21 protein-coding genes, 4 tRNA genes and 1 other RNA gene are annotated in these 21,708 nt (G+C 66.6%); 9 read left to right on the top strand and 17 right to left on the bottom strand.

The features are described from left to right. Positions 1-24 precede the first annotated feature (24 nt). Both D573_RS0110840 and D573_RS0110835 read right to left on the bottom strand, forming a co-directional pair. Positions 25-975: a GGDEF domain-containing protein gene (locus D573_RS0110840; protein ID WP_018938574.1), complete on the bottom strand. Its 951-nt coding sequence runs from the start codon at positions 973-975 to the stop codon at positions 25-27. Between the two features lie 35 nt (positions 976-1,010). Beyond that, entirely contained in the window at positions 1,011-2,507 is a 1,497-nt protein-coding gene (locus D573_RS0110835) for an FAD-linked oxidase C-terminal domain-containing protein (protein ID WP_018938575.1), read from the bottom strand. Positions 2,508-2,588: 81 nt separating this feature from the next. Between D573_RS0110835 and crcB the strand changes: the two genes are divergently transcribed. The 4 genes from crcB (at position 2,589) to D573_RS0110815 (ending at position 5,919) form a co-directional block, all read left to right on the top strand. After that, entirely contained in the window at positions 2,589-2,999 is a 411-nt protein-coding gene (gene crcB, locus D573_RS0110830; RefSeq protein WP_018145538.1) for a fluoride efflux transporter CrcB, read from the top strand. 85 nt (positions 3,000-3,084) lie between these two features. Then, positions 3,085-4,371 (top strand): serine--tRNA ligase, encoded by a 1,287-nt coding sequence (serS, locus tag D573_RS0110825; protein WP_018938576.1) that lies wholly within the window; start codon positions 3,085-3,087, stop codon positions 4,369-4,371. Positions 4,372-4,426: 55 nt separating this feature from the next. After that, entirely contained in the window at positions 4,427-5,467 is a 1,041-nt protein-coding gene (locus D573_RS0110820) for a thioredoxin fold domain-containing protein (protein WP_018938577.1), read from the top strand. Between the two features lie 29 nt (positions 5,468-5,496). Next, positions 5,497-5,919, top strand: coding sequence for a hypothetical protein (locus D573_RS0110815; RefSeq protein ID WP_018938578.1), 423 nt, complete (start codon positions 5,497-5,499; stop codon positions 5,917-5,919). A gap of 21 nt (positions 5,920-5,940) precedes the next feature. On the opposite strand, the gene cyaY is transcribed toward D573_RS0110815, so the two are convergent. From cyaY to D573_RS0110800, 3 genes are read right to left on the bottom strand one after another with little or no spacing between them, the layout of a single operon-like run. Continuing rightward, complete coding sequence (cyaY, locus tag D573_RS0110810; RefSeq protein ID WP_018938579.1) at positions 5,941-6,264, bottom strand: iron donor protein CyaY; 324 nt, start codon at positions 6,262-6,264, stop codon at positions 5,941-5,943. Between the two features lie 52 nt (positions 6,265-6,316). Beyond that, the gene (locus D573_RS0110805) at positions 6,317-6,703 is read right to left on the bottom strand and encodes a DUF423 domain-containing protein (protein ID WP_018938580.1); all 387 of its coding nucleotides are present in this window, start codon (positions 6,701-6,703) and stop codon (positions 6,317-6,319) included. Further along, positions 6,703-7,038, bottom strand: coding sequence for a hypothetical protein (locus D573_RS0110800; RefSeq protein ID WP_018145544.1), 336 nt, complete (start codon positions 7,036-7,038; stop codon positions 6,703-6,705). Before D573_RS0110800 ends, D573_RS0110805 begins: the two co-directional genes overlap by 1 nt. An 87-nt stretch (positions 7,039-7,125) precedes the next feature. Between D573_RS0110800 and D573_RS0110795 the strand changes: the two genes are divergently transcribed. Continuing rightward, positions 7,126-7,686: a hypothetical protein gene (locus D573_RS0110795; protein WP_018938581.1), complete on the top strand. Its 561-nt coding sequence runs from the start codon at positions 7,126-7,128 to the stop codon at positions 7,684-7,686. Positions 7,687-7,815: 129 nt separating this feature from the next. Here D573_RS0110795 and D573_RS0110790 read toward each other — a convergent pair whose 3' ends face one another. The 7 genes from D573_RS0110790 to D573_RS14595 form a co-directional block, all read right to left on the bottom strand. Continuing rightward, positions 7,816-8,586 carry a class I SAM-dependent methyltransferase gene (locus tag D573_RS0110790; protein WP_018169890.1) on the bottom strand — a complete coding sequence of 257 codons (771 nt, stop codon included), beginning with the start codon at positions 8,584-8,586 and terminating at the stop codon, positions 7,816-7,818. A gap of 5 nt (positions 8,587-8,591) precedes the next feature. Then, the gene (locus D573_RS0110785; protein ID WP_018145547.1) at positions 8,592-8,810 is read right to left on the bottom strand and encodes a SlyX family protein; all 219 of its coding nucleotides are present in this window, start codon (positions 8,808-8,810) and stop codon (positions 8,592-8,594) included. Between the two features lie 5 nt (positions 8,811-8,815). Next, positions 8,816-9,787, bottom strand: a complete 972-nt coding sequence (locus D573_RS0110780) for a D-2-hydroxyacid dehydrogenase (protein ID WP_018938582.1) — start codon at positions 9,785-9,787, stop codon at positions 8,816-8,818. Between the two features lie 103 nt (positions 9,788-9,890). Beyond that, on the bottom strand, positions 9,891-10,580 hold the full coding sequence (locus D573_RS0110775; RefSeq protein ID WP_018145549.1) for a Bax inhibitor-1/YccA family protein: 690 nt from the start codon (positions 10,578-10,580) through the stop codon (positions 9,891-9,893). Between the two features lie 122 nt (positions 10,581-10,702). Continuing rightward, positions 10,703-12,775 (bottom strand): SulP family inorganic anion transporter, encoded by a 2,073-nt coding sequence (locus D573_RS0110770; RefSeq protein WP_018938583.1) that lies wholly within the window; start codon positions 12,773-12,775, stop codon positions 10,703-10,705. Between the two features lie 305 nt (positions 12,776-13,080). Next, positions 13,081-13,170: transfer RNA gene (locus D573_RS0110765), tRNA-Ser, on the bottom strand. 68 nt (positions 13,171-13,238) lie between these two features. Next, positions 13,239-13,398: transfer RNA gene (locus D573_RS14595), tRNA-Ser, on the bottom strand. Positions 13,399-13,543: 145 nt separating this feature from the next. On the opposite strand from D573_RS14595, the gene D573_RS0110760 reads away from it, so the two are divergent. Further along, positions 13,544-13,618 (top strand) — tRNA-Val (locus D573_RS0110760). Positions 13,619-13,889: 271 nt separating this feature from the next. Here the strand turns inward: D573_RS0110760 and D573_RS14350 are convergent. The 3 genes from D573_RS14350 to pdxH form a co-directional block, all read right to left on the bottom strand. Then, positions 13,890-14,032: non-coding RNA, RtT sRNA (locus D573_RS14350), on the bottom strand. A 41-nt stretch (positions 14,033-14,073) separates the two neighbouring features. Continuing rightward, positions 14,074-14,163, bottom strand: a tRNA-Ser gene (locus D573_RS0110755). A 105-nt stretch (positions 14,164-14,268) separates the two neighbouring features. After that, a complete protein-coding gene (pdxH, locus tag D573_RS0110750; protein ID WP_018938584.1) occupies positions 14,269-14,913 on the bottom strand; it encodes a pyridoxamine 5'-phosphate oxidase in 645 nt (214 codons plus the stop codon). 120 nt (positions 14,914-15,033) lie between these two features. On the opposite strand from pdxH, the gene D573_RS0110745 reads away from it, so the two are divergent. From D573_RS0110745 to D573_RS0110735, 3 genes are all read left to right on the top strand, one after another. Then, a complete protein-coding gene (locus D573_RS0110745; RefSeq protein ID WP_018938585.1) occupies positions 15,034-16,596 on the top strand; it encodes a glutamate synthase-related protein in 1,563 nt (520 codons plus the stop codon). Between the two features lie 117 nt (positions 16,597-16,713). Beyond that, positions 16,714-17,112: a globin gene (locus tag D573_RS0110740; protein ID WP_018938586.1), complete on the top strand. Its 399-nt coding sequence runs from the start codon at positions 16,714-16,716 to the stop codon at positions 17,110-17,112. Positions 17,113-17,251: 139 nt separating this feature from the next. Further along, positions 17,252-19,561, top strand: a complete 2,310-nt coding sequence (locus D573_RS0110735; protein WP_018938587.1) for a YgiQ family radical SAM protein — start codon at positions 17,252-17,254, stop codon at positions 19,559-19,561. A 12-nt stretch (positions 19,562-19,573) separates the two neighbouring features. On the opposite strand, the gene D573_RS0110730 is transcribed toward D573_RS0110735, so the two are convergent. Both D573_RS0110730 and hpnE read right to left on the bottom strand, forming a co-directional pair. Then, on the bottom strand, positions 19,574-20,362 hold the full coding sequence (locus D573_RS0110730; RefSeq protein WP_018938588.1) for an SDR family NAD(P)-dependent oxidoreductase: 789 nt from the start codon (positions 20,360-20,362) through the stop codon (positions 19,574-19,576). Further along, a complete protein-coding gene (gene hpnE, locus D573_RS0110725; RefSeq protein ID WP_018938589.1) occupies positions 20,359-21,705 on the bottom strand; it encodes a hydroxysqualene dehydroxylase HpnE in 1,347 nt (448 codons plus the stop codon). Before hpnE ends, D573_RS0110730 begins: the two co-directional genes overlap by 4 nt. Positions 21,706-21,708 lie beyond the last annotated feature (3 nt).

Raw genomic sequence — 21,708 nt, 5'->3', positions numbered from 1 at the left:
TTCGCCGCGCAGGATGGAAAAAGTCTAGGAGATCGCGGGTCGCGCTGCCGGTCGCAGTTCGCGTTCCGCGCGCTTCAGTGCGTGTTCCAGGCTTCCGGCACCGGGTTCGCGCATGGCGTGGCCAATGGCCGCGGGGATGGCCTTTGCGGACAGGGCCTGGCGGATGTGTCGCGCCCGCGCCGCCAGGGGTTGCTCCCTCAGGTCGATCGCGAGCAGGCCGAAGCGGGTGCCACCGAGTCGACCGATCAGGTCGGTGGGGCCTGCCAGGCCCTGCAGGGCGAGGATCGCGCGAACCAGTTCGGTGTCATCCTGAATGCCCGTGCTGTCCACGCTCGAGTCCCCGGGGAAGAGATCGAACAGGATGATGCCGGCGGGTTGGCCGCTCTGTTGGCAGCGGGTCTCCTCCGCGTCCAGCGCGAGCTCCCAGCCGTGGCGGTTGAGCACGCCGGTCAGGGGGTCACCGTGGGCGGCCAGGGCCGCGTGCTGCCGCAGCCGGTCCAGCCCCTCGGCGCGCTGGCTGAGGCGCAGCAGGTGCCCCAGCGAACCTGCCAGGGCACGAACGACCGGCTCATGGTGTTCGATGGCGGAGTCCATGGGTTCGGGATGCAATCCGCAAAGCGTGCCGAAGAGTTCGCCATCGGCATCGTACAGCGGGAACCCGATGTAGCAGCCAATCGTTGCGACCTCATTGATCGGGGCACTGGCATAGGCTGGAACCGTGCGTGCGTCCGCGGCGATGTTCGGTCCATCTCCGGCATTCATGTGCACGCAGTAGGAGTGCTGCCAGCTGAATGCAGCCCCGGGGCGGATGCGCGGTGCGTGGCCGTGGGTGTGCAATACCACCCAGTCGTCGGACTCGACCCGTGTGAGCATCCACATGTCCAGCGGGATCAACGCCTGCAGGGCGCTCAGCGTGGCGTCGACGGCTCCGGAGAAGTCGTCGGCCAGCGCGGTTGCAAGGGTGGCCCTGGGCATCGGAGGCTCAGCTCGGTTGGGTCGAGCATGTCATCCTACAGGCGCGGGAGTTCCGGGTGCGACAGCTGCCCACCGTGGACGTGCTGGCGCCCGAACTCGGCGCAGCGGGCGAGCGTGGGGATGGCCTTGCCAGGGTTGAGCAGCCCCAGCGGGTCGAACGCGCGGCGCAGGTGGTGAAACTGCTCCAGTTCCGGCGCGGCGAACTGCACGCACATGCCGTCCAGCTTTTCCACGCCTACGCCGTGTTCCCCGGTGACGGTGCCACCGACCTCGACGCAGAGTTCGAGGATCTGCTGGCCGAAGGCCTCCGCGGTTTCCAGTTGCCCGGACTGGTTGGCGTCGTAGAGGATCAGTGGATGCAGGTTGCCGTCACCGGCGTGGAACACGTTGCACACGCCGAGGCCAACCTCGCGCGACAGGGTGTTGATTCGTTCCAGCACCGTCCCGATCTGGTGGCGCGGGATGGTCCCGTCCATGCAGTAGTAGTCCGGCGAGATTCGCCCGGCGGCAGGGAACGCGGCCTTGCGCCCGGCCCAGAACAATGCGCGTTCGGCGTCGTCACGGGCGGTGTGCACCTCGGTGGCGCCCAGATCCAGGAGCTTCTGGCGTACCACCATGACGTCCTCGGAGACCTCGGCGTTGGTGCCGTCGAGCTCGCACAAGAGGATCGCGGCCGCCTCCACCGGGTAGCCGGCGTGGACGAAGTCCTCCGCAGCGCGGATGGCAGCGTTGTCCATCATTTCCAGCCCGGCGGGAATCAGTCCGGCCGCGATGATGCCTGCCACTGCGCGTCCGGCGGCCTCGGCCTGGTCAAAGCTGGCCAGCAGGACCTGGGTGCGCTCGGGCCGGGGCAGCAGGCGCACGGTGACTTCGGTCACGATGCTCAGCATGCCCTCCGAGCCAACCATGAAGGCGAGCAGGTCCAATCCGGCACTATCCAGCGTCTTGCCGCCGAGGCGGATGATCTCGCCCTCCAGGGTGACCAGCTCCAGCCCGATCACGTTGTGCACGGTGAGTCCGTACTTCAGGCAATGCACGCCTCCCGCGTTCTCGGCCACGTTGCCGCCGATGGAACACGCGATCTGCGAGGACGGGTCGGGTGCGTAGTAGAGCCCTTGCGGGGCTGCCGCCTCGGAGATCGCGAGGTTGCGCACGCCGGGCTGGACGACCGCGCAGCGGTTGTCGGCATCGATCTCCAGGATGCGATTGAAGCGCGCCAGGGACAGCAGCAGCCCAGTCTCGCTGGGCAGGGCGCCGCCGGACAGCCCGGTGCCAGCCCCGCGCGGCACGATCGGGACCCCGTGCTCGCGACAGAGCCGCAGGCAGGTCAGCAGTTCCTCGTGGGTTCGTGGCAGGGCCACGGCCCCGGGGATCTGGCGGTAGGCGGAGAGGCCGTCGCACTCGTAGGCTCGGCGTTCCGCGGCCTCGACCACCAGGGCGTCCGAGGGCAGCTCGGTGGTCAGACCCTCAATGACCGCGGCCAGCGCCTGTGCGGCGGCCTCGGTCGGCGGTGTGGCGGGATGGGCGCTCATGGCCTCGATGGTAGGGGTCTGCTGGGTCCGTGCGAGGTGATCGCATAAACTGTGGGTCTTTTCCGCAAGCGGGACGTGATGATGGGCATTGGGCTGGGCTCGTATCTGGCAGTGGCGGCAGGCGGTGCGCTGGGCTCGGCACTGCGGCTGGGGATGCAGGAGTGGATGGTGGCGCACTTCGGGCGTGCCTTTCCCTGGGGTACGTTGAGCATCAACATCCTCGGCTCGTTCCTGATCGGTGTGCTGGCCGTGGTGCTGGTGGAGCGCCTGGAACTGCACCCTGCCTGGCGCTTGTTGCTGGTCGTCGGGGTGCTGGGTGGCTTTACGACATTTTCCACCTTCTCCCTGGAAGTCGTTCACATGGTAGATGTAGGCGCCTGGGCGCGTGCACTGGGCTACATGCTCGCGAGCCTGCTGGTCTGCGTGCTGGCTGCGGCAGCGGGGCTCCACGGAACTCGATTCCTGCTGGGGGTCGGGCCGGTCGCCTCGTGAGGGCATTGGCCGCGACCGTGGACGCCACGGGGCGGCAACCGTAGACTTCCCCGTCGTTCTTTCCACCCCTTGCCGGAAATCCGTCATGCTTGATATCCACAGCCTGCGCCAGGACCTGGATGCGACTGCCACCGCGCTGGAACGCCGTGGCTATACCCTGGACCGCGAACGCTTCAAGGCCCTGGAGGCCCGGCGCAAGGCGTTGCAGGTACGCACCCAGGAGCTGCAGGCCGACCGCAACACTCGCTCCAAGGGTATCGGGCAGGCGAAGGCGCGGGGCGAGGACATTGAGCCGCTGAAGGCCGAGGTCGGGCGCCTGGGCGACGAGCTCAAGCAGTGCGAGACCGATCTGCACGGGGTCCAGCAGGAGCTGGATGCGATGCTGATGCAGATCCCGAATCTGCCGCAGGCGGACGTGCCCGACGGACTGGACGAGAAAGACAACGTCGAGGTCCGCCGCGAGGGGACCCCGCGGAACTTCGATTTCACGCCGCGCGATCACGTGGACCTGGGGCTGCCCGGTGGCTGGCTGGACTTCGAGGCCGCAGTGCGGGTGGCCGGTTCGCGTTTCGTGGTGATGCGCGGTCAGATGGCGCGCCTGCACCGGGCACTGACCCAGTTCATGCTCGATCTCCATACTGGCGAACACGGCTACCAGGAGACCTACGTCCCCTATCTGGCCAATCCCGAATCGCTGGAGGGGACCGGGCAGTTGCCGAAGTTCGACGATGACCTGTTCTCGGTCGACTGTGACCAGCGCTACCGTCTGATCCCCACCGCCGAGGTCACCCTGACCAACCTGGTGCGCGAGCAGATCCTCGATGCCGAGGCCTTGCCGCTGAAGATGGTGGCCCACACCCCGTGTTTTCGTTCCGAGGCGGGCAGCTATGGGCGCGACGTGCGCGGCCTGATCCGGCAGCACCAGTTCGAGAAGGTGGAGCTGGTGCAGATCGTGCAGCCGGAGAGCTCGGATGCCGCACTGGAGGAACTCCTGGGCCATGCCGAGCGGGTCTTGCAGGCGCTGGAACTTCCGTACCGCGTGATGCTCCTGAGCGCCGGGGACATGGGCTTTGCCGCGGCGCGCACCTATGACCTGGAAGTCTGGCTGCCGGCCCAGGATGCCTACCGCGAGATCTCCTCTTGCTCCAACTTCCAGGCCTTCCAGGCGCGCCGCATGCAGGCGCGCTTCCGACCGAAGGCGGGCGAACGCCCGGAGCTGGTGCACACCATCAACGGGTCCGGGGTTGCGGTGGGCCGGGCCCTGGTCGCGCTGCTGGAGAATCACCAGCAGGCAGACGGCTCGATCCACATCCCGGAAAAACTGCGCCCGTATCTCGGGGGAACCTCGGTGATGGAGCCGCCGTCCGAATAGGAGGTCCACCGGGAGTCTTCTCGACGTGAATAACGCCCTTGGCAGGAAGAATTGGTTGGGTTGGCTGGCGAGCGTCGTCTCGCTGGTGGGCATGGTGGTGTTGTTCGCGACCGCCTCTGTGGCGGACGAATCCGTCGAATCCGACGAGGGGATCGTGTTCGATGACACCCCGCGCCCGATTGGGCTGCATACGCCCGACTGGTTCGAGCTGAGCTTCCTCGATCTGCGCGAGGACCTGGAAGACGCGGTGGAGCAGGGAAAGATGGGGCTGGCCGTCTACTTCGGCATGGATGACTGCCCCTATTGCGAGGCGCTGTTCGACAAGAACTTCGCACAGGACGATATCCGCGAGTACCTGGCGTCACACTTCAATGTGGTGGCCATCGACGCGCTGGGCACACGTGAAGTCACGGACCTGGACGGCGAGACCTGGCTCGAACGGCGCTACGCCGCCGAACAACGGCTGAACTTTACCCCCTCGATTGCCTTTTACGACGAGGACGGCGAGCGCATCCATCAGATGCGCGGTTACTACCCACCATACCGGTTCCGCGCGCTGCTGGAATACGTGATTGACCGGCATGACCGCGAGGAGAGTTTTCGCGACTATCTGGAGCGTGCCGACCCACCGCCAAAGTTCGATCTCGACGACATCAACCAGCGGGAGTTCTTCATCAACCAGCCGTATGCGCTGGATCGGAGCCGAATCCCCGCCGAACGCCCACTGGTGGTGTTCTTTGAGCGCGAGGCCTGCCATGCCTGCGATATCATGCACTCCGAGCCGCTGCAGCAGGACGAAGTGCTGGAGCGCATCGGCCTGATGGATGCGGTGCAGCTGGATGCCGACGATGCCGATACGCCGGTGCTGACGCCGGGTGGCGACCGCACCAACGCAAAAGACTGGGCCGCGGAACTGGGTGTGCACTGGGCGCCCACGCTCATTTTCTTCGACGAGCGCGGCGAAGAAATTATCCGCATCGATTCGGTCGTCCACCAGAATCGGCTGCGCAACGTGCTGGACTTTGTCCTGACCCGTGGCTACGAGGAGTATCCGACCTTCGAACGCTGGCGTGCCCAGCAGCCGCCGCGCCCCTGACCACGCCGCTGACTCAAGGAATCATCCCTTTGCATTTCGACCGTGACTTCGTAATCCGCAACCGTGAAGTGCTGGAAGGCATCGTTGCCCGTTCCCACCGCGTAGCGCTGGGAATCTTCGCGCTGACCTTCGGGGGCTACGGGGCAGCGGTATGGCTCTGGTTCCAGGACAACCTGTGGGCCGCCCTGGTGGTGGCGACGCTCAGCTATCTGGTGTTCCGCCAGTTCCGCATGCTGGCGCTGGGGGTCGCGCGCATGCCGCTGCGCGGCGATGCGGAGGCGGTGGAGGCGCTCAAGGCGATCGATATGGCGCTGGAGCAGGACAAGCCCCACCCGGTACTGGCCGAGGTCGAGGCGCATCTGCGGGCGCTGGAAGAGGCGCCCGCAACGCAGGAGGAACGCGAGGCCGCGGGCCCGGACGATTCGAAGAAGGGCGCCGGCAAGGGCGACTGACAGCGACCTGTGGTCGCCGGATCAGAGCTCGACGGGTACGCCCAGTTTCTGCTCGATGACCCGCACCAGGGTCGCGTGCAGCTCTTCGCCGTTACGATCGTCGATCCAGGTGCCTTCCTCGTCGGAATAGCCGAAATGGGCCGGTCCTTCGGGCGAGGAGAGCCAGATCTGCTGTGCGGCCTCCTGGCGGTTCAGGATCAACTGGGCGCCATCGTCGAATTCGACCGTCATCACGCCGTCGATCAGGTCAATGTCCAGGTCGTCCAGCGCGCTTTGCTCGGTGAGGCGGGTCTGGATGTCGTCCAGGGTGTTTTCGGCGAATACGGCGAAGGAGGTCTGGCTCATGGGGATCTCGATACGGTCGGGAAGAGGGGAGTGGCTGCGCCGTGATTATAGGTCAGCTGCGCCAGGCGGCAATGGCCAACCCGGCCCAGCCGAGGATAAACGCGGTGCCGCCCAGCGGTGCGATCGCGCCGAGGATACGGGGTGCGCCGAGCGCCAGGGCATACAGGCTCCCAGAGAACAGCAGGATGCCGATCACGAACGCCACAGCACTGGCAGCGGCCCAGCCGTTGGCCAGGTGGGCCCACAACGCCGCGACCAGCAGCAGGGCCAGGGCATGGATGAAGTGATACTGGACGCCGGTATGCCAGGTCGCGAGGGCCTGTTCCGTCAGGCGTTCCTGCAGGGCGTGGGCGCCGAAGGCGCCGAGGACGACGGCAGTCCCTCCCAGCAGGGCAGCGATGACAACAAGGGGGCGAATCAGCGGTTCGCTGGCCCCCATCAGGCGTCGTCGCCCATCTCGCTGTCGATGTCCTGGCCGGCGACCCAGCCGTGCTCGCGGGCGCGCTCGATGGCTTCGTTATGGATGCGCTCATGGCGCTCGCGCAGCTCGGGCGGGAGGTTGCTGATGCGCAGGCTGTATTTGTCCCACTCGGCGTTGACCTGGTCATGCAGCATCTGGATGCGCGAGACATCCCAGCCATCGCAGGTTTCGTCCTCCGGGAGGATGCCGAATACCCAGGCATCGCGGATGAAATTGCCGATGGGGGTCATGCCGGCGTACATATCGTTGTACAGGCCTACGTAGGTGCGACTGGAGCGTTTGGGTTCATTCATGCTGCATAGTGTAGGCGTGCGTCCGTCTCAGGCAAAGCGATTTCGACGCGGGTTCCGGGGGGTTCCGGACGCGAACGGGGATACCAGGTGCACGCAACAAACGACTCGCTGACTCGGGTACGCATCCGCGCCCTGATCAAACTGATGGTTCTCGGGGCCGCCCTGCTGCTGGTTGGGGTGATGCTCCGGTACGCCTTTTCCGGACCGGGCGATAGCCGTGGCGAGACGCTGCGGGTGGATCTTGCCGAGATTGCCCCGGGCGAGGCCCTGCGTGTGATTCACGGTAGCCGCCACGTGCTTGTGGTCCATCGCGATGCTGCGTGGCAGGCCGCCCTGGCCGGTGATGACGAGCTGGTCGACCCGGAGGCCCGCCGCGGCCAGCAACCGGACGGGCTGGATCGGCCATTGCGCAGCTTCCGGCCCGAGTGGCTGGTGGTGATCGGCGAAAGTGCGGATCTGGGTTGCGAGCTGGACCTGGTCCACCCGGACGAGGCCGACGGCTGGAGCGGTGGCTTTGTCGACCGCTGCCGGGGCGGACGTTACGACGGCGCCGGCCGCGTATATGCGGATCAATCGGCCCGGCGCAACCTGCCCATCCCCGACTATCGCTTCGCCGGGGATGACCAACTGATCCTGGGCAGACCGTGAAGGTGACCTCCCAAGCGGCCCTGGCTCTTTCACCGGGCCCCAGGGGTGACGTGGTTCCGGCAGGCGCCAACTCGCTATGCGGGTGCCTCTGCGGACGCGGAAAACCGTGTCCGGCCTGGACGGTCTGAGTCAGCCGTCCTCCACCTTCGCGAGGGTGATGGCAGGGTAGAGGTCAAAGCGCACGCTCTTGCCCTTGATGCTCGCCTGGGGCGAGTCGGGACCGAGGGCGGGCGCATGCAGCGGGCGCTTGACGATGACGCGACGTTCCACGTTCTGGCGCAGGGTGGCCAGGGTTTGCTCCGCGTCGGGGTCGGCCGCCTCGGGCATCAGCGCCTGCATCAGCTGCATGTCCTTTTTCACCGCGGCCCGCTTGGCCCGTTCCGGGAACATGGGATCGAAGACCGCGGCCATTGCCGGGACGGCGAGATGCGCTGGATCGGCCTTCCCCTCGTGCAGGGTGATGCGTCCGATGATGGGCGCGAGTTCCGGACTGGCCGCCGCGCGTTCCAGCGCGTCGGCGAGCAGGTGGTACACCACGGGATGCCGCTCCCAGGCCGTGACCCGGAAGCCGTGCGCGGCCAGCAGGAGGGTGTCGCGGCCCAGGCCGGCGGAGGCATCCAGCACATGACCGTCACGCGGGAGTCTGCCGAAGGCGCGGATCAGGCCCTCGCGCTGGTGACCGGCATGGGCGAGGCGGTAGCCCTGGCGCCCGGCGGCAAAGTCCAGCTGCAGTCGCAGCGGCGGGTGTACGTCCTCGCGGACCAGTTCGAGCCCGCGGTCTCCCGTCTCCAGCACGAGCGTGGCTTCCCCGGCATGGGCGTAGCCGCGCGCCGCCAAGGCCTGGCGCAGTGCGTTGGCGGCGGACTCGTGGCCGGGGGCCGCGCGTACGGTGAGTGGCATGGGCGTCAGTAGTGCGGCGGGGGTGGTTCGGCGCCCTCCGGCCCGCCGCCGTGCTCCTCGAGGTCGCGCATGCGATCGCGCAGCCACTGGACCTGCTGGCGCAGCTCGGTATTGGCCTGTTGCAGCTCCAGTTGCACGCGGGCCTGCTCCTCCTGGGTGTATTCCTGATGGGCCAGGCGGATCTCCAGATCCTCGATGCGTTTTTGCAGGGCTTCCGAATCCATGTGGGTTACTCCACCACGTTGCGCGGCTGGTCGCTCGCGAAGCCGTGGATATTGGCCGTAACCTCGTCGATCACCCGCTGTCGGGCGGTTCGCGCGGCCCAGGCGGTGTGGGGCGTGAGGACGAGGTTGGGGATATCGTCGGCCAGCAGGGGGTGATCCGCCGGTGGGGGTTCCGGTTCCAGTACGTCGATGCCGGCGCCGCCGAGATGCGCGCTGCGCAGGTACCTGGCCAGGGCCTCGGGATCGACCAGGCCACCCCGGGCGGTGTTCAGCAGCAGGGCCCCCGGACGCATCTGGCGCAGGGCGGCATCATCGATGAGGTGCCGGGTCGTCGCGGTCAGGGGGCAGTGCAGGCTGATGACGTCGCATTGTCCCAGCAACCGTTCCAGCGGCACGCGATCCTCTTGTGCTGCGCGGTCCGGATTCAGGCTCTCGGCGACCAGCACCTCCATGCCAAAGGCCTCGGCGACGCGCGCGGTGGCCCGGCCCAGTACGCCCCAGCCGATGATGCCGAGGCGCATTCCGGCCACCGTGCCGATGGGGTGGTCGAGGAGACAGAACTGATCGGAGGCGCTCCAGCGACCGGCGCGAATGTCCGCGCGGTAGGCGTCCAGTTGGGTGACCAGCGTCAGCAGCAGGGTGAAGACGTGCTGCACCACGGAGTCGGTGGCGTAGTCGCGCGCATTGCTGACGACGATACCCAGGCGGTGGGCTGCTTCCTCGTCGATATTGTTGGTTCCGGTGGCGGCGACGCAGACGAGTCGCAGGCGAGGGGCTGCGGCCAGTACCTCCGCATTCAGCTCGACCTTGTTGGTGACGATCACCTCGGCATCACCGATCCGGCCCAGCCGCTGACCCGGCTCGGTGTGCTCGTGGAAGGACCACTCGGGAAGGCTGGCCCGGAGTTCGGTCAGGTCAAGATCGTCGCGGTCGACCGTGGCGAGATCGAGAAAGACGCCGCGTTGAAGGTGGCTCATGATCGGCGTGTATCCGTATTCAATGAAGATGGTGTCCAATGAAAAGGGCCCCGCTGTGCGGGGCCCTGGAACGCATTCCTGCCGTGCTGTGCAGCGCGGAACCCTAGTTGTCGCCCATGAAGGCGTGGAACAGGTTCAGCAGGTGCAGGAACATCACATAGAGGTTCGCGTACAGCGAGACCGTCATCACGATGTAGTTGGCCTCGGGATCGTGAATCATCCGGCTGGTGTCGAACAGGATGGCGGCCGACAGCAGCAGGACAACCGCGGCCGAGATGGCCAGCGACAGGGCCGGGATCGCCAGGAACAGGTTGGCGACGATGGCCAGCAGGGCGACGATCAGGCCGACGACCAGGAAGCCGCCGAGGAAGCTGAAGTCCTTCTTGGTGGCCAGGGCGTAGCCGGAAAGCGTGACAAACGCGACCGCAGTGGCGGCGAAGGCGTTGCCGACGATCTGTGGCCCGTTCGGCAGACCCAGGTACATGCTCAGGATCGGGCCGAGGAAGAAGCCCAGTACGCCGGTGAAGGCGAAGGTCAACACGATGCCCAGCGCCGAGTTGCGCGCGGCGTGGATGGCGAACGGGCCGCCGATCAGCACCCCCAGCATGATGATCCAGTGCACCGGCGGCGCGTTGACCGCCATGGCGATGAACGCAGTGATCGCGCTGAACGCCAGGGTGAGCGACAGCAGCATGTAGGTCTGCCGGATCACCTTGTTGGTGGAGATGGTCTCGCTGATGGAACCAGTGCTGGACGGATTGCGACTCGAGCGGACGATCTGGTCTCGGGACACGGGTCAACTCCTCATTGGATTCGAAACAAGCACAGTGTAGCGACAAGCGTTCCCGGTTGCAGCGTTTCCCTTGCGGTTTCAGGGCATGCGGGCCGATCACGCGGTGATCGGCCCGGCGCGGGTTACTTGATCGGCTCGCCGACCTTTTCCGAGATGGTCTTCACCGCATGGTCGGTGGACTTGAAGATGTTGTCCTTGCCGATGATGTCGTCCAGCCCCGTGCGCTGCATGACCTCCATGATCTGGGCCTTGACGCCGGCGAACACGAGCGTGATGCCGCGCGCCTTGAGGCGGTGCACCAGTTGATGGATGACCTCTTCGCCGGAGGCGTCGATCTCGTTGATGCCCTTGCCGACGACGATCAGATATTTGGATTGTGGGTGGCGGGCCAGCAGGTCCAGTACGGCATCTTCGAAGTAGGGCACGTTGGCGAAGTACAACGACCCATCGAAGCGCATGATGCCGACCTTCTCGTTGGTCTCCAGGCCGTAGCGCTGGGCCTCGCGCAGGGTGCCGTCCTCGTAGCGTGCCAGTTCCGAGACGCGCGGCTTCATGGTGCGGTACAGATACAGCACGATGGCCAGACCGGCACCGGTGAGGATGCCGTAGTCCAGGTTCGGAGCCATTGCGAGGGTCGCAACGAAGGTCACCACCGCGGCAGCGCCATCGTGCTTGTTGGCCACCCATGCGTGCTTGATGGCCTTGAAGTTCACGAGCCCGGCAACCGCCATCATGATGATCGCAGCGAGGACCGCCTGTGGCAGGTGATAAATCAGCGGCGTCAGGAACAGCAGGGCCAGGCCGATGATCACCGCGGTAAAGACCGAGGCCAGGCCGGTCTTGGCGCCCGAATTCAGGTTGACCGCTGATCGCGAGAACGAGCCGCTTACCGGGTAACCCTGAGTGAAGCCGCCGGCGATGTTCGCCAGACCCTGACCCATCAACTCCTTGCTGGGGTCCAGGCGCTGCCCGGTCCGTGCCGCCATGGCCTTGGCGATCGCGATGGCCTCGGTGAAGCCCACCAGCGCGATGACGAAGGCGGTGGTCAGCAGCGTGGTGAAGGTGCCGAAGGTGATATCCGGGATCGAGAACCCGGGGAGGCCCTGGGGCACATTGCCCACTACGGCGCCGCCGCCATTCAGATGAACGGAATCTTCACCGACCCGTTCGATGCGCCATGCGGCGCGATCGGCGCGTGCACGTTCGGCATCGGTCAGGTGATCGTCTGCAATGAACCGCGCAGGCTGATCATTCTCGCCGGGGACGCGACGCAGCGTGATGTCGCGGATCTCCTCGCGCATGCCGGCAAGTTCGGGGCGCAGTTCATCGCGCTGCAGACGCAGCTGGTCGGCCTCGTGGCGCAGGCGCACGGCCTCGGCGCCCTCCTGTTCCTGGAGCTCTGCTTCCAGCCGGCGGATCTGCTCGTCGAGATCGGCGAGGCGCTTGCCATCGCTCTCGATGGACTGTGCGAGAGTCAGAACCTGGGCCGGGGCGATCTGCTGAAGGGACGTCTCGGCCTTCTGCTCGTAGCCGATTGCCCAGCTCACCAGGATCGCCACGACTACGGCGACTAGTACCCCCGGGATCTTCGGCACGAACCGTTTCATCAGCACCATCAGGCCAATGGCGCCGAGGCCGAACGCCAGTGTGGGCCAGTGGACGCTGCCCAATTCCGTCATCACGCCCCAGAGGCCCAGCATGAAGTGGCCGCTGGTATCAATCGGGACGCCGATGATCTTGTTCAACTGCGACAGGGCGATGATGATGGCCGCGGCATTGGTGAAGCCGACGATGACCGGATGCGAAATAAAGCTGACCAGCGCGCCAAGCTTGAACAACCCCAGCATCAACTGGATCAGGCCCACGATGAATGCCAGGGCAATGGCCAGCATGACAAATTCGGACGAGCCCTCGGCGGCCAGCGGTATCAGCGCCGAGGCGGTAAGCAGCGAGACCACGGCGACTGGGCCGGTGGCGAGCTGGTTCGATGAACCCCACAGCGCGGCGACCATGACGGGCAGGAGGGAGGCGTAAAGCCCGTACACCGGCGGCAGCCCGGCCAGCTGGGCATAGGCCATGGACTGCGGGATCAGGACCAGGGCGACCGAGATCCCGGCGATGAGGTCCGCATTGAGGGTTTGCTTCGTCGGGCGCCAGCTGAGGAAGGGGAACACTCGCAGCAGAATCGAATTCATCGGGTCGCTCGCTTGGCCAGTTCGTGGGGTTGACGACGGCCGGAACCGATGCAATGGGCCCAAGGGCAGTCCGGGCCGGGGCTTGCCAGGGCCGTCGTCACAATACTGGCAGCCGGTGCTGGGCCCGGTCGGATGCGCGGGCGCAGTCGCGAAAGTAGCGCCAGATTATAGGCGGTCAGTCCATTTTCTTCTATCTAACTTGTTCTATATGACGCATATTAGATGGGCTATGTATTGCGAGGAAGTCGCGAGAGGTGGGGTTGCTTGGCGTAGTCGGGAGATGACTGTGGCCGGGACGGTGGGAATGGCGGAGAGGGAGGGATTCGAACCCTCGAGGGGCTTTCACCCCTGCCGGTTTTCAAGACCGGTGCAATCGACCACTCTGCCACCTCTCCGGGGCTGGGCATTGTCTGGCAAGAAGGGCGGGCTGGCAACCGAGGGTGGCCCGCGTGGCCTGGCGGCCACGAGAGGGAGGGATAGATTCGGACCTGCGGTCCTCACCCTCCGGGCGTTGCCTGGCGGCAACGTCCTGCGGCGGCTGCGCCGCCTTGTCGAACCCTCGAGGGGCTTTCACCCCTGCCGGTTTTCAAGACCGGTGCAATCGACCACTCTGCCACCTCTCCGAGGTTGGGCATTGTCTGGCAAGGGGGGCGGGCTGGCAACCGGGGGCGGTGCCAGGTCTCCTGGCGAAGGGGGCGATGGGAGCGGGATATTCGGCATGCAACGCTTGACGTTCGCTCGCTTGAACCCTAATCTTGTCCGCGCTTCGGGCGGTTAGCTCAGCGGTAGAGCACTGCCTTCACACGGCAGGGGTCACTAGTTCGAACCTAGTACCGCCCACCAGCTTTGAATAACAAGAAAGCGGCCTCGGGAAACCGGGCCGCTTTTTTTGTGCCTGTGAGACGGTCGCATGTGACATGAGAGGCGCTTGCGGAATCTGGCGGAGGGGGAGGGATTACGGGCAGCGCGGCTGGCCGCTTTCGCTTTTCTGCGGCGTTCCGGTGTCGCGTGCGCGCCATCGGTCGAACCATTGTTTCCGATTTCTCGGGTTCGAATCCCCGCGCGTCTGGGCTAACCATGCAAAAGGGGCCACTCGGGCCCCTGTGCTTGAATCTGGCGGAGAGGAAGGGATTACTCGGCACTTCGCGCCTCGCCCTTCGGGTCGTCGCCTGCGGCGACGTTCTGGCATCGCTGCGCGCTGCCGGTCGAACCGTCATTTTCGATTCCTCGGGTTCGAACCCCGAAACTGCAGAGGCCAGACATGCAAAAGGGGCCACTCGGGCCCCTTTGCTTGAATCTGGCGGAGAGGGAGGGATTCGAACCCTCGGTACTCGCGAGAGTACAACGGTTTTCGAGACCGCCCCGTTCGACCACTCCGGCACCTCTCCGAATCTTCTTGTCATGCGGGGTCGAACCGCCACGACGGAGCGAATCCTAGCAGATTCGGTTGGCCGAGCGGTAGCCGGGCCGGGGATGCGCGGATCAGCGTCTCTCTAAGGCATCAGGCGGGTGATTTCCCAGTCGCTTCCCGCACGGTGGTATTGGAACCGGTCGTGCAGCCGATTGGGGCGGCCCTGCCAGAATTCGAACAGTTCGGGCTGCAGGCGGTAGCCGATCCAGGCGGGGTCGCGCGGAATGTCGCCCTCCGGGTATTGCTGCTCCAGCGAACGTACACGCTGCTCGAGTTCGTCGCGGCCGGCGACCGGGTGGCTTTGGGTCGAGGCCGCCGCGGCAATCTGGCTGCCGCGCGGGCGCTGGTGGAAGTAGGTATCGGCCAGGTCGCCCGGGAGGGCGGTGACCGGGCCTTCGACCCGGATCTGGCGCTCGGTCTCGGGCCAGTAGAACAACAGGGCGGCCCGCGGGTTTTCGCTCAGGTCCTGGCCCTTGCGGCTGCGCGAGTCGGTGTACCAGGCCAGGCCCTCGGGATCGACGTGCTTGAGCAGAACGGTGCGAGCGGAGGGCTGGCCGTCGGCGTCGGCGGTGGCCAGGATCATGGCGGTGGGGTCCGGGTTGCCGGCTTCGCGGGCGGCCTCCAGCCACTCATTCAGCAGGCTGAGCGGGTTTTGGTGCAGGTCGCCGCGGCGAAGTTCGGCGCGGGTGTAATCGCGGCGGGTATGGCGGTGGTCGGCGGTGCTCATGATGTTCCCCGGGGCTGGATGCGACGACGTCATCATACGGCGCCGGCGAGGATTCGGAAATTTGTGCGATTTTCACTGTCACAGATGAGGACGATTCAAACCGAGCGCAAGGAGCATCCGATGGCTGAACCGATTATCGCCGCAGTGGAACCCCGGGGAGTGGAACTGACAAAGGGCGAGGAGTATGCGTTCTGTCGCTGTGGGCGCTCGAAGGATCAGCCTTTCTGCGATGGGTCGCACGAGGGCTCCGGCATCGAGCCGTTGATTTTCACGGCGGAAGAGGACGGCGAGGCGTACCTGTGTCAGTGCAAGCAGTCCGGCAATCTGCCGTACTGCGACGGGACGCATGCGCAATTCGATCAGGACGCGGTGGGTCAGCCCGCGAGCGCGGCGGAAGGGGATTCCGAGGCATCGGATCAGGGCGATCAGGCCCCGAGTCCCCGTAACAGCGCGGTTGAACCGCATGTCGAGTGGATTCACGCCCTGGCCCGCGACGGGCTGGAGGGGGTGGGACGCCATGGCACAACGGTGGCCATGGGTGTCCCGCGCGATCGGTTGCCCGCGTGGGACGGGCTGCAGCTCCTGGCGGCGCAACTGGCCACACGCCCGCTCGACGAAGATGCCGACGTGGGCACCTCGCTGGTGATCGGCCCCGAGGCGAAGCGCCCGCTGGAGCTGGCGATTCCGCTGCTGGTGTCGGACATGAGCTTTGGTGCGCTTTCGCGCGAGGCAAAGATCGCCCTGGCGCGCGGGGCAGAGCGGGCCGGGACCGGTATCTGCTCCGGCGAGGGGGGCATGCTGGACGCCGAGCAGGCAGAGAATTCGCGCTACCTGTTCGAGTTGGGGCCGGCGCAGTTTGGCTATTCGGACGAGGTGCTGGACCAGATTCAGGCGTTTCACTTCAAGGCCGGCCAGGCGGCGAAGACCGGGCTGGGCGGGGTTCTTCCGGGCAGCAAGGTAAGTGACGAGATTGCGCGGGTGCGTGGGATCGAGGCGGGGCAGGATGCCCATTCACCCGCTGCCCATGCCGATCTGCAAAGCCCGGACGATTTTCGCCGGTTTGCGGACGCGGTACGCGAGAAGACTGGGGGTGTGCCGATCGGATTCAAGCTGTCCGCCAACCACATCGAGGCGGATCTGGCCTTTGCCCTGGAGGCTGGCGCCGACTACCTGATCCTGGATGGCCGAGGCGGCGGCACGGGCGCCGCGCCGGCCCTGCTGCGAGATCACATCAGCGTGCCTACCATCCCGGCGCTGGCACGGGCGCGGCGCTTTCTCGATGCCAACGGGGCCACTGGACGGGTGACGCTGCTGGTCACCGGTGGGCTGCGTACGCCCGCGGACTTCGTGAAGGCCCTGGCCCTCGGTGCGGACGGGATTGCCCTCGCCAATTCGGCGATCCAGGCCGTGGGCTGCGTGAGTGCGCGGATGTGCCATACCAATCAGTGCCCCAGTGGTGTCGCGACCCAGGATCCGAAACTGCGCAGCCGGCTGGACCCGCAGGAGGGGAGCGAGCGGCTGGAGCGCTTCCTGAACGGTTCTACCGAGTTGATGAAAGTACTGGCGCGGGCCTGTGGGCATTCCAGTCTGGAGGACTTCGGGCCGAATGATCTGACCACGTTCGATCGCGATCTCGCACGTCTCGCCGGTATCCAGTACGCAGGGGTTCTCGAGGGACGTTGATGGCCGTCCTCTGTAGCTGGGAAACCCTGATGTGTTCCTGCTCCCGGGGGTGATCTGGATTAGCCCCCCTCGGAGCAATCCCGGTAGAATCGCGCTTTTTCGGGAATGGGGGTTTTGATGAGCTACTCCGATGTTCACCAGAGCTACGGGCGTTGTCGGCGGGCCGGCAACTTCGTGGATCGCTTCTACGAACGTTTTCTCGCCGCCGACGAGCGGGTGGCGCAGGCGTTCACGACCACCAACTGGTCGCAGCAGAAACGGGCCCTGGGCCAGGCGGTTTCCACCGCGATCAGCTACGCCGAGGGCGAGAGCTTCGTGGCCCCGACCATGGAAAAGATGGCCGAGGTGCATAGCCGTCATGGCCGCGTACCGGTGGCACCGGAACTCTACGGGGTGTGGCTGAACTGCATGGTGGAGACGGCCCGCGAGGTGGATCCGCGCTGGGAGGAGTCCCTGGCGCAGCGCTGGCGCGGCGCGCTGAGTCCTGCGATCGATCTGTTCATCGAGCGCTACTGACGCGAGCCGGGCCGTTTCCGGCGGCCCGGTCAACCACTGCGAAGTCCCGCCCGCGGGCGTGCCCTGTTGATCTTGGGGCGCCCCCGGCGTGTAATGCGCGCATTTCCTGTTGCCGGCGTCCGCCGGAAGAAGCCTGGTCATGTCCGCAGCACCCGATCCCCTGTTCGCCCGCAAGCCCTACTGGGCCAAGCGCTTTGGCACGGCGCCGTTTCTGCCAACCACGCGCGAGGAAATGGACGATCTCGGCTGGGACAGCTGCGACATCGTGCTGGTGACCGGCGATGCCTACGTGGACCACCCGAGCTTCGGCATGGCGATCATCGGCCGGTTGCTGGAGGCGCAGGGGTTCCGCGTGGGGATCCTTGCGCAGCCGGACTGGACCTCGGCCGAGCCGTTCCGGGCCCTGGGGCGGCCGAACCTGTTCTTCGGCGTGACCGCCGGGAACATGGACTCGATGGTCAACCACTACACCGCGGAGCGGAAGATCCGCTCCAACGATGCCTATACCCCGGGGGACGTGCACGGCAAACGCCCGGACCGCGCGGTGATCGTCTACGCCCAGCGCGCCCGCGAGGCGTACAAGGACGTGCCGGTCGTGGCCGGCGGAATCGAAGCCAGCCTGCGGCGTATCGCGCACTACGACTACTGGCAGGACAAGGTGCGCCGTTCCGTATTGCTGGATTCGCGGGCCGACATCCTGCTGTTCGGCAACGCCGAGCGCGCCTTGGTGGAACTCGCCCATCGCGTCGCGGCGGGCGAGCACCCGCGCGAGATCACGGACCTGCGCGGGACGGCCCTGCTGCGGGATGCCGTGCCCGCCGGCTACGTCGAGCTGGATTCCAGCGAGGTCGATACCCCTGGACCGGTGGATGCCAACCCCGATCCCTACGCCATGGTCTCGCCCGAGACCTGCGCTGATGCCGAGGCACAGGATGCGCAGGCGGCAGGAGCGGAGGCGGGCGCGAAGGTCGTGCGTTTTCACCGGGATATCCCGCGCGGCACCCCGCGCGACCAAACGGTCATCCGTATTCCGGCCTTCGAGCAGGTGAAGGGCGACGCGGTGCTCTACGCGCATGCCTCGCGGGTGCTGCACCTGGAGACCAACCCGGGGAATGCCCGCGCGATCGTGCAGCGCCACGGGGACAAGGAGGTCTGGCTCAACCCGCCACCGATCCCGCTGTCGACGCCCGAGATGGACGCGGTGTTCGATCTGCCCTATGCCCGGGCCCCGCATCCTTCCTACGGGGCTGCGCGCATCCCGGCGTGGGAGATGATCCGCTTCTCGGTGAACATCATGCGCGGCTGTTTCGGCGGCTGTACGTTCTGTTCCATCACCGAACACGAAGGGCGGATCATCCAGAGCCGCTCCGAGGACAGCGTGCTGCGCGAGATCGAGGAGATCCGCGACAAGGTGGACGGGTTCACCGGCGTGATCTCGGATCTGGGCGGCCCGACCGCCAACATGTATCGCCTGGCCTGCAAGGACCCGAATATCGAGCAGAGCTGCCGGCGACTGTCCTGCGTGTACCCGGGCATCTGCAGCAACCTGGACACCGACCACGCGCCGCTCATTCGCCTGTACCGCAAGGCACGGGCGTTGCCGGGCATCAAGAAGATCCTGATTGCCTCCGGGCTGCGCTACGACCTGGCGATCGAGTCACCGGAGTATGTGAAAGAACTGGTGACCCACCATGTGGGGGGTTACCTGAAGATTGCCCCGGAACATACGGAAACCGGACCACTTTCCCGCATGATGAAGCCGGGCATGGGGACCTATGACCGGTTCAAGGCCATGTTCGAGAAGTACTCGAAGGCGGCCGGGAAGGAGCAGTACCTGATCCCGTATTTCATCGCCGCGCATCCCGGGACCACCGACCAGGACATGCTGCAGCTCGCGCTCTGGCTGAAGCGCAACGACTTCCGCGCCGACCAGGTGCAGGCGTTCCTGCCCAGTCCCATGGCCCTGGCCACCGCCATGTGGCACTCGGGGCGTGACCCGTTGCGCGGCATTCGGCGCACCACCAGCGAACGCGTCCCGGTGCCTCGCGGGGTGCGCGCGCGGCGTCTGCACAAGGCGTTCCTGCGCTATCACGATCCGAACAACTGGCCGCTACTGCGTGATGCCCTGCAACGGATGGGGCGTGCGGACCTGATCGGCAATGGCAAGCATCACCTGGTGCCGACCTGGCAGCCGGCCGGGACCGGTCAGGGTGCGGCACGCCCGTCCACCGGCGGGCGCATCACCCGTGGCGGCAAGGCGCTGAAAAAGCGCGGCCAGACCTTCCAGACGCAGCACAACGGCGTCGAGGCTGCGGCGCGTCCCGGTGGCAAGCCAGCGCCAGCGGGCAAGGCCGGGGCACGCTCTGCCGCGCCCAAGGGCGGCAAGCCGCGCGCGGGTAGTGGGAAGGTGCGCAAAGGGCGCCCGGCCGGAAAACGACCGCGCGCCTGACGCCCCTGCGGTTCAGGACGCCGCGTGGGGGACCGGGACCTGGCCTTCCAGGCTGATGTTCAGACCGGTGGTGGTGCGGTCGCCGGGGTCCAGGAAGTACAGATAGGGGCCAACCACGGCCTCGGGCTCGGGCAGTAGGTCGGGGTTTTCCCCGGGATAATGCCCGGCGCGGAAGCGGGTGCGCACGGGGCCGGTGTCGATACCGTTCACGTGCAGGAAGCGCGGTTCGTTGCGATGCTCGTGCGACAGGATGTCGATCAGGCCGTCCTGGGCCGCCTTGGCCATGCCGAAGGCGCCCCAGAAGGCCTTGCGCGCGTTCTGGGTGGACACGACCAGGCTCCCGGTGGGACTGGCCTCCAGCAGCGGCAGGACGGCCTGCGTGAGGAAGAACGGGCCGTGCAGGTTACTGTTGATGACCTTGAACCACAGCTCCGGGTCGTAGTTCTTCATCGGCATCAGGGCGCCGGCCCAGCCCGCGTTCAGTACCAGCCCGTCCAGGCGGCCCAGCGAGTCGCGGATGTTCTCCGCCAGGTCACCATAGTCCTTGACCGTCGCGCCTTCGAGATTCAGTGGGTAGATCGCGGGCTGCGGGTGACCGGCCTGTTCGATCCGGTCATAGACCGCTTCGAGGCCCTTCAGGTCCTTGTCCAGCAGGACCACGATCGCGCCGGCCGCGGCACAGGCCTCGGCAACCGCGCGGCCGATGCCGTCGGCGGCCCCGGTGACCAGGATCACGCGTTCATCGAAGGCGCCGGGTTCCGGGCGGTAGGCGAGCAGGCGGGGAATATCGAGATCGGTCAAGGATGGTCCTCCAGGTACAGGTGCGCCGATTCTAGTCCAGATTGTACGGCCGCTTCGAGCGTGGACGGCAGTGCAGGCGTCAGGTAATCCCCGGCCAGATAACACCCCGGCCAGGGCGTGCGGGCCGGCGGGCGACGTGCATCCAGACCGGCTTGCGCGTCCAGCGTCGCGCGGCGTTCGCAAATGCTGTGGCCGGTCTCGGGTTCGCCCAGTTCGGGGAAGGTTTGGGCCAGGGAGCGGGCGACGGTGCGCCATCGTGCATCCGCCGTCAACGGTTCGAGGTCGTCGGCCGCGGAGATCACGACCGCCAGCCAGTGTGGCGCCCCGGCGACATTCCGCGCGATCAGCCATTGGCCATGCTGGTCCAGCAGCCCCTGTAGTGGCGGAAGATCATCAAGGCGCCGCGCATAGCGCAGGTAGACCGTGCAGATGCTGCGGGCGCCCATGGCATTCAGGCCCTGGTGCGTCGCCTCCCAGCCGGTTTCGTGCGGAAGCAGGGCAGCGGCGGCGGCTGGAGGGGCGGCCAGGATCACGCCGCGCGCCGGGCTCGCCACGCCCTGGCGATCGCGCAGGCGGTAGGGGGCGGCGTCGTGAGTCGTGCTGCGCTCAATGGCGGTGATGCGGCGGCCAAGATCCACTCTAGCGCCACGCTCCCGGAGTTCCTGGACAGCCGGTTCCGGGAACAGCTCGCCGAGTGGCCGCGCGGGGAGGAGAAGGCGCGCGGCCTCCGGGCCATGATTGAGTGCCAGGCGCAGGACGTTCTGGAAGATGCGGGCCGAGGCGGTTCGGGTCGGGGTGTTCATCACCGCCAGGCACAACGGGTCCCACAGGCTCCGAATGAGGGCGTCGGGCTGACGACGCTGGCGCAGCCAGTCGAGGACGGGGAGATCGTGGCGCAGGGGCCGGTGCAACATGGCGGCGGCGCCGGACAGTGCACGCAGGCGTGTACCAAGAGAGTGCTTCGCAAGCGCCCGGTAAAGCGCGGCGGCCAGGGCGGGCAACCGGGGCGAACGTGGTTCCAGCTGGAACGCCGGGTCCTGCGGCCGGGCGGTGGGCTCGAACATGCGCAGGCCGAAGGGCAGGGCCTGAAACGCCTGCTCGGGGTTGATGCCGACCGAACGGATCTGCTGCAGGGTCTGCTGGCAGGCCCCGACCAGGATGTGCTGGCCGTTGTCGAGCGGGGTGCCGTCCAGGTCGAGGCTGCGGGCACGGCCACCGGGGGCCTTGCCGGCCTCGATCAGGTGCACGGGGTGCCCGGCGCGTGCAAGCGCCAGCGTGGCGGTCAGGCCGGCCCAGCCCGCGCCGACCACGACGACGGGCGCGTGGGGTGAGCCGGAGATCATGGC

This window comes from Thioalkalivibrio sp. AKL9 (assembly GCF_000377825.1).
GTDB classification, from domain to species: Bacteria; Pseudomonadota; Gammaproteobacteria; order Ectothiorhodospirales; family Ectothiorhodospiraceae; genus Thioalkalivibrio; species Thioalkalivibrio versutus.
Note: the sequence above shows the minus strand (reverse complement) of the source record. Positions and strands in the feature narration are given on the sequence as shown.